Annotated in this window: 6 protein-coding genes; all 6 read right to left on the bottom strand. The window is 64.9% G+C overall.

Annotation, left to right across the window (positions count from 1 at the left end):
* Nucleotides 1-72: 72 nt before the first annotated feature.
* The 6 genes from fabZ to OJI97_RS10175 all read right to left on the bottom strand — a co-directional run bounded on the left by fabZ (nucleotide 73) and on the right by OJI97_RS10175 (nucleotide 6,951).
* The gene (gene fabZ / locus OJI97_RS10200; RefSeq protein WP_297663175.1) at nucleotides 73-549 is read right to left on the bottom strand and encodes a 3-hydroxyacyl-ACP dehydratase FabZ; all 477 of its coding nucleotides are present in this window, start codon (nucleotides 547-549) and stop codon (nucleotides 73-75) included.
* A 5-nt stretch (nucleotides 550-554) separates the two neighbouring features.
* On the bottom strand, nucleotides 555-1,238 hold the full coding sequence (locus OJI97_RS10195) for an OmpH family outer membrane protein (protein WP_297663173.1): 684 nt from the start codon (nucleotides 1,236-1,238) through the stop codon (nucleotides 555-557).
* Nucleotides 1,238-3,925 carry an outer membrane protein assembly factor BamA gene (gene bamA, locus OJI97_RS10190; RefSeq protein WP_297663171.1) on the bottom strand — a complete coding sequence of 896 codons (2,688 nt, stop codon included), beginning with the start codon at nucleotides 3,923-3,925 and terminating at the stop codon, nucleotides 1,238-1,240. Before bamA ends, OJI97_RS10195 begins: the two co-directional genes overlap by 1 nt.
* Nucleotides 3,926-3,996: 71 nt before the next feature.
* The gene (gene rseP, locus OJI97_RS10185) at nucleotides 3,997-5,127 is read right to left on the bottom strand and encodes an RIP metalloprotease RseP (protein WP_297663169.1); all 1,131 of its coding nucleotides are present in this window, start codon (nucleotides 5,125-5,127) and stop codon (nucleotides 3,997-3,999) included.
* A complete protein-coding gene (locus OJI97_RS10180) occupies nucleotides 5,120-6,280 on the bottom strand; it encodes a 1-deoxy-D-xylulose-5-phosphate reductoisomerase (protein WP_297663167.1) in 1,161 nt (386 codons plus the stop codon). The genes rseP and OJI97_RS10180 overlap by 8 nt, the downstream gene beginning before the upstream one ends.
* Nucleotides 6,281-6,282: 2 nt before the next feature.
* Entirely contained in the window at nucleotides 6,283-6,951 is a 669-nt protein-coding gene (locus OJI97_RS10175; protein ID WP_297663165.1) for a phosphatidate cytidylyltransferase, read from the bottom strand.
* Nucleotides 6,952-7,010: the final 59 nt, after the last annotated feature.

The following is a 7,010-nucleotide window of genomic DNA, read 5'->3' as shown; positions in this document are numbered from 1 at the left end:
GTCCCGCTTTTCAAGCGTCGCTGAGCGGGACCCCGGATCAAGTCCGGGGTGACGGCGAACCTCTGTCGGACCTCAATCCGCCGGCGGATCGGCGATCATCGCGGTGAACTGGCATTCGGTCGCCAGTTGATCGCCCAGCATCGCCCGTCCCTCGAACTTGCAGATGTTCCGCTTCGCCTGAAGGATGGTGACGTGGAGGTCGAGCAGATGGCCGGGTTCCACGGGCTTGCGGAACTTCACGCCGTCGATGCCCATGAAATAGACGAGCTTGCCCGAGCCCGCGAGGCCGAGCGATTCGATCGCGAGCACGCCGCCCGCCTGCGCCAGCGCCTCGACGATGAGGACGCCGGGCATGATCGGGCGGCCGGGGAAATGGCCCTGAAAGAAGGGCTCGTTCATCGTCACCGCCTTGACCGCGTGGATCGACTGGTCCCGGACCATCGATTCCACCCGGTCGACGAGCAGCATCGGATAGCGATGCGGCAGGAGGCTGAGGACCCGGCGGATGTCCGCCGGGCCCAGCGCTTCGCCCATTTCCCCGTCAGCCATAGGGCTTAGCGCGTCGTCGGCGGAGTGCCGGCGGCCGGCGTGGCGGCGCCCGGCTGCGCGGCGCGCGCCGCGTCCATCAGCTGCTGGTTGCGCTGCTGGACGAGCTGGCCGGGCTTGTAGCCGGCCGGCGGGGTGATCGTCACGCTCGGCAGGATCTTGTTGAGCTCGACGACCACCGCATCGGTGATGTCGACATTATTCTCGCGCGCCAGCACGGCGTCGGGTTGCAGCAGCAGATCGACCTTCTTCGCGGTCATCGCGGCCTTGATCGCCTCGTTCATGCGAACGCTGATCTGATCCTCGACATAGGCGAGCGCGAGTTCGACAGGCTCGCCGATCTTGCCCAGCTCTTCCTGCGCGGCGGTGCGCTTGTCCTGCACCGCCTTCGCAGCGGCCTGCAGCGCGGTCTGGTTCTGCGGGCTCTTCTTCGCCTCTTCATTATATTTGGCGATCAGCACGTTCATTTCGGCCTGCAGCGTCTGGCCGCGGGTTTCCTGCTGGTCGATCTGCGCCTTGTAGGTCGTCTGGATCTGCTGCGAGGCGACCGTGAAGGCGTTCGACTTGGCAGCGGCAGCGCGCACGTCGGCGACCGCGGTCGAGCGGGCCTGCGCCGCCGCGGGCGCGGCAAGCATGGGCGAAACCGACAGCGCGGCGATAGCAAGCGCCGAAGCGGTAAAAATTTTCTTCATCAGAATTGGGTTCCTACGTTGAATGAGAAGCGTTTGGTATCGTCACCCTCTTCTTTGCGGAGGGCATAAGCGAAATCGATCCGGAAGGGGCCGAAGGGAGAGTTCCAGTTGACGCCGGCGCCGATCGCGACGCGCGGCATCCAGCTATCGCCATAAAAGCGTTCCTCGAACGGCGCGAGCGCGGAATAGCCGGTGCCGAAGGTGGCGCAGTTCGAATAAGACGTCGTGCTGCCCGTCGCCAGCGTCGCGAATTTGACGTCGCCAGTCGTTGGATTGCGGCACTTATATTTGGTCAGACCGTCCGAGGGATCCTTGAAATCGGCGAGCGTCGTCAGCGTCGGGCGCTTCACGCTCCACACCGACCCGACGTCGAGGAAGATCGACGGGCGCAGGCCGAGTTCCTTGGCGCCGGTGCCGAGCGGAATGTCCATCTCGAGCCGGCCCTGATAATAGGCCCGCCCGCCGAGCGCATCATCGATCAGATTGTTGCGGTTCTTGAGGTCCGCGTTGAGCACCGGATTCGCCGGATCGGTCAGATCGACGTCGGTGAAGCGGATGACGCGCGGGCCGATACCGCGAATGTCGAAACCGCGCATCTGCGGCTCGCCGAGCTGGAAGCGATCGACGAGACGGACCTTGTCGCTGGTCGGGGTCGGACGCCCGCCGAACGGATAGATATAGCCACCCTCGGCCGAGACATTGAGGATGAAGCGGTTGCCGAGGTTGAAATGCTTGCTGCCCTGAACGCGGGTGCGGGCATATTTGACGCTGCCGCCGAGCCCGGCGAAATCCTGGCTCAAGGACAGCGACTGGCCGCGCGTCGGACGCAGGCGGTTGTCGCGGTCGTCATAGGCGAGCGTGTAACCGAGCAGCGAGGTCGTGCGCTTGCCGATCGCGTCGCACAAATAGCGGCCGGCGACGAGCGGATCGCATTGACCGCCGAAATAATAGAGATTCTTGTCGAGCGACACATCGTCGAAGTTGATCGTGTAACGGCCGAAGAAGGACATGAACTCGGTCAGCGGCACGCCGACGTTGATCTGCGCGCCGGTCGTCACCTGCTGGAACGTCGTCCGGCGGTCGTTGTTGATGAAGTTGAACGAGTTCAGATCGCGACGATAGACGCTGCCGCCGATCGAGATATTGCGGTCGAACAGATAGGGTTCGGTAAAGCCGAGTTCGATCGATTTGGAATAGCTCGAATAGTTGACCGACGCCTGAAGCTGCTGGCCGAGGCCGCGGAAGTTGCGCTGGCGGATCGAACCCTGAAGCAGGAAATTCTCGATCGACGAGAAGCCGGCCGACAGCGACAGTTCGCCCGTCGGCTTTTCCTCGACGTTGGTCTCCAGGATGATGCGGTCGGGGGTCGAGCCTTCCTTGCGGTCGATCTCCAGATTCTCCTGGAAATAGCCGAGGCTGTTGAGGCGGTTTTCGGTACGCTTGACGCCGAAGCTGTTGAAGGCGTCGCCTTCGTTCAGGCGAAATTCGCGGCGCACCACCTTGTCGTGGGTCAGCGTGTTGCCGTTGACGTCGATGCGCTCCACATAAGTGCGCGGGCTTTCGCCGACGTCGAACGAAATATCCATCGTCCGCGTTTCGGCGTTGCGGTGAAATTCGGGATTGATGTCGGCAAAGGCGTAGCCGAACAGGCCGGCGGTTTCGCTCAGGCTTTCGACCGTATCCTCGACCTGCTTGGCGTTATACCAGTCGCCGGTGTGCATCGGCAGCAGCTTTTGCAGCATCTCGGGCTTGAAGTCGCGCAATTCGCTCTTCACGCTGACGTCGCCGAACTTGTAGCGCTCGCCCTCCTCGACGACATAGGTGATGATGAAATCCTGCTTGTTGCTCGTCAGCTCGGCAACGGCGGAGATGACGCGGAAGTCGGCATAGCCGTTCTGCAGGTAAAAGAGACGCAGCTTCTGCTGGTCATAGGCCAGACGATCGGGGTCGTAGCTGGTGTTCGACGACAGGATCGTCAGCAGGCCCGACTCCTTGGTCGCCATCTCGTCCTTGAGGTCGCCATCGCTGAACTTCTCATTGCCGATGATGTTGATCTGGCGGACCTTCGACTTCGGTCCTTCGTTGATCTCGAACACCACATCGACGCGGTTCTGGTCGAGCGAAACCATCTTCGGCTCGACGGTCGCGGCGAAGCGGCCCTGGCGCTTGTAGAGTTCGATGATGCGCGCAACGTCGGCGCGAACCTTCGAGCGCGTGAAGATCTGGCGCGGCGCGAGCTTGATCTCGGGGCGGATCTTGTCTTCCTTCAGGCGCTTGTTGCCTTCCAGGATGACGCGGTTGATCACCGGATTCTCGGCCACCTGGATCGTCAGCGCGCCGTCTTCGTCGCTGATCTGATAATCCTTGAACAATTCGGTCGCCGCGAGGTCCTTGAGCGCCTGGTCGAGCGTCGCGCGGGTATAGGGCTGGCCGACGCGCAGGCGCAGATACGACAGGATCGTCTGCGCCTCGAGCCGCTGGTTGCCGGTGACGGTGATCGACTTCACGGTCGTCGCGGTCGGAACCGCCTCACCCGTGGGCGCGGGGACGTTCGGCGCGGGCACGGTGGGCGGCGCGGCTTCCTGTGCGTGGAGCGCCGCTGACGGCCATGCGAGCATGGTTCCCGCCATAAGAAGCGCCGATAGCTGGGTCCGCGCCCGGATTTTTTGTGAAGCCACGCTGTTCATCCCGCAAAAATAACTCAAAAGCGACAAACCCGCTTGCCCACAGGTCCGCGCGCACTCCTGCCCCAGTCCGCTTATCCAATCAAGCGCGCGATCCGGTCCCACACCCCGATTGAGCCCAAATCGTTGAAAGTCACGACCAGCATCAGCGTCACGATCGCCACGAAACCGAATCGGAACGCCCATTCCTGCGCCTCGGCGGGTGCAGGACGGCGCCGGATCGCCTCATAGACATAGAAAAGCAGATGGCCGCCATCGAGCATCGGCAATGGCAACAGATTTATGAACCCCAGATTGATGGACACGAAGGCGATGAACCAGATCAGCGCCGTCGGCCCGAGCGACGCCTGCTCGCCCGATTGCTTCGCGATTCGCAGGGGGCCGCCCATTTCCTTGACCGAACGCTGCCCGGTGAGGAACTGGCCCAGGGCTTTACCCGTCAGGCGCATGATGTCCCAGGTCTGTGCCGCGCTTGCCTGAACCGCCGCCAAAGGCCCCACGGGCGTGTGGGTGATCGGCCCCGACCGGATGCCGATGATCGCCATGTCGGCCTTGTTGCCGAAATCATCGGTTATCGTCGTGATCCGCGGCTTCAGCGTGACGGTGAACCGATCGCCGCCGCGCTCCACCTCGATCACGGCCGGCCGGCCGAGGTCATAGGCGACCATATTCGGTATCGCATCGAAGCCTTCGATGGCCTGCCCGTCGATCCGCGCGATGCGGTCGCCGACGTGAAGTCCCGCAGCCTCCGCCGCGCTTCCCGCCTGCACCCCACCGATAACGGGCGGAAGCGCCGGGGCGCCATAAACCATGAAGAAACCCGCGAAAACCAGGATCGCGAACAGCAAGTTGGTGAGCGGCCCCGCAAGGACGATCAAGGCGCGTTTCCACACAGGTTGCGCCGGGAAGGTGTGCGATCGCTCTTCGGTGGGAAGCGTCTGCCAGCCCGCATCGGGCTGGCTCACCGCATCGCGGTCGCCCGCGAACTGAACATAGCCGCCGAGCGGCAGCCAGCCGATCTTCCATTCGGTGCCGCGCCTGTCGGTCCAGCCGACGATCCGGCGCCCGAAGCCGATCGAGAAGGCATCGGCCTTCACCCCGCACCAGCGGCCGACGATGTAATGACCATATTCGTGCACGAAGACCAGCGGCCCGAGCACGAGCAGGAAGCCCACAAAATACAGCCACAGGGGCACGTCATGCATGTTCGTATCGGTCCACAAAATGCTGCGCGGCCGCGCGCGATGCGGCATCGACGCTGAATATGTCCTGAAGCGAGGCGGGCACCGCGGGCGCGTCGGCATCGATCACGCGGCGCACCGTATCGACGATCGCCGGGAAGGAGATGCGCCCCGCGAGGAAAGCGGCGACCGCCACCTCGTTGGCGGCATTGAGCTGCGCCGGGCGCGCGCCGCCCTCGGCGATGGCGGCGCGGCAGAGCGCGGTGGCAGGAAAGCGCACCTCGTCGGGCGCCTCGAAGTCGAGCCGCGCGATGGATGCGAGGTCAAGCGGGGCGCAGGGCGTCGCCATCCGCTGCGGCCAGGCGAGCGCGCTGCTGATCGGGATGCGCATGTCGGGCGAGCCCAATTGCGCCAGCGTCGAGCAATCGACATATTCGACGAGGCTGTGGATCACCGATTGCGGGTGAACGAGAATCTCGATGCGGTCGAGCCCGACGGGGAACAGATGATGCGCCTCGATGAGTTCGAGCCCCTTGTTCATCATCGTCGCCGAATCGACGCTGATCTTCGCGCCCATCGACCAGTTGGGATGCGCGACCGCCTGCGCGGGGGTGACATGCGCCATCGCCTCGGCGCTCATCGTGCGGAACGGGCCGCCGCTGGCGGTCAAGATGATCCGGCGCACCTGCTCGATCCGCCCGCCCGCGAGGCACTGGAAGATCGCATTATGCTCGCTGTCGACCGGCAGGATCGTCGCGCCCGATTTGCGCGCCGCCGCGGTCATCAGTTCGCCCGAGGAGACCAGCGCTTCCTTGTTGGCGAGCGCGACGTCGACGCCCGCCTCGAGCGCCGCCATCGTCGGCGCGAGGCCGGCGGTGCCGACGATCGCCGCCATCACCAGATCGGTCGGATGCCGCGCCGCCGCGACGAGCGCCTCGGCCCCCGCCGCGACCCCGATATTCGTGCCCGCGAGCGCTTCCCTGAGCTCGGCATGGCGCGCTTCGTCGGCAATCACGACGAGCTCGGGCCGAAATTCGAGCGCGAGACGCGCCAGCTCGCCGACGTCGCTGTTCGCAGTCAGCACACTCACCCGCCACGCCTCGCCATCGCGGCGCACGAGGTCGAGGGTCGATTGCCCGACCGACCCCGTCGCGCCGAAGAGCGAGAGGCGGCGCATGATCAGCCGGCCGCCCGCACGGCGATATCGCCCATGAAAGCCAGCGCGCCGAGCAGCAGCGCCACCGGCAGCAGCCCATCGACGCGGTCGAACAGCCCGCCATGGCCGGGGATCAGCTTGCCCGAATCCTTGACCCCGGCGCGGCGCTTCATCCAGCTTTCGCCGAGATCGCCCAATTGCGCGAGCAACCCCATGAACAGGCCGATCCACAGCGGCACGCCGATGATACCGGCGCGATCGCCGATCGTCGCGCTGGCGATGAGCGCGGCGACCATGCCGCCGATCAGCCCCGACCAGGTCTTCGACGGGCTGATCGCAGGCGCAAGACGCGCGCCGCCGAAAGCGCGGCCGGCGAAATAGGCGCCGATATCGGTCGCCCACACCATGCCGAACACCCAGAGCGCGGCGGTCATGCCCAGATGGTCGCGGATGAACCACAGCCCCGCCATCGCACCAAGGATCGCGAGCGGCCCGAGCAGCATCAGCGCGCCCTTCGCGCCGCCGCCCAGCGTCATCGCGCGGACGAGCGCCAGCCATTCGACGACGACCAGCGCGCCGCCGACGAGCAGCAGCAGGCCAAAGGCGATTCCGCCGAACCACAGCGCGGTGCCCGCGATCGCGAACAGGACGATCGCCGATCCCACGCGGGTCCAAAGGTCGGATTTTGTCATGGTTGTCATTGCCGAGACTCTTTTCTCAAGCCCCTCCCCTTCAGGGGAGGGGTTGGGGT

The sequence above is a fragment of the Sphingopyxis sp. genome, assembly GCF_025869345.1.
GTDB lineage: Bacteria > Pseudomonadota > Alphaproteobacteria > Sphingomonadales > Sphingomonadaceae > Sphingopyxis.
The sequence above is the reverse complement of the archived record's forward strand: the minus strand, read 5'-3'. Positions and strand labels throughout refer to the sequence as shown.

What these genes read in the sequence shown, in the direction of transcription:
- bamA (WP_297663171.1), bottom strand. Translation starts at nt 3,925, where the DNA reads ATGAACAGCGTGGCTTCACAAAAAATCCGGGCGCGGACCCAGCTATCG.
- rseP (WP_297663169.1), bottom strand. Translation starts at nt 5,127, where the DNA reads ATGCATGACGTGCCCCTGTGGCTGTATTTTGTGGGCTTCCTGCTCGTG.
- OJI97_RS10180 (WP_297663167.1), bottom strand. Translation starts at nt 6,280, where the DNA reads ATGCGCCGCCTCTCGCTCTTCGGCGCGACGGGGTCGGTCGGGCAATCG.
- OJI97_RS10175 (WP_297663165.1), bottom strand. Translation starts at nt 6,951, where the DNA reads ATGACAAAATCCGACCTTTGGACCCGCGTGGGATCGGCGATCGTCCTG.
- fabZ (WP_297663175.1), bottom strand. Translation starts at nt 549, where the DNA reads ATGGCTGACGGGGAAATGGGCGAAGCGCTGGGCCCGGCGGACATCCGC.
- OJI97_RS10195 (WP_297663173.1), bottom strand. Translation starts at nt 1,238, where the DNA reads ATGAAGAAAATTTTTACCGCTTCGGCGCTTGCTATCGCCGCGCTGTCG.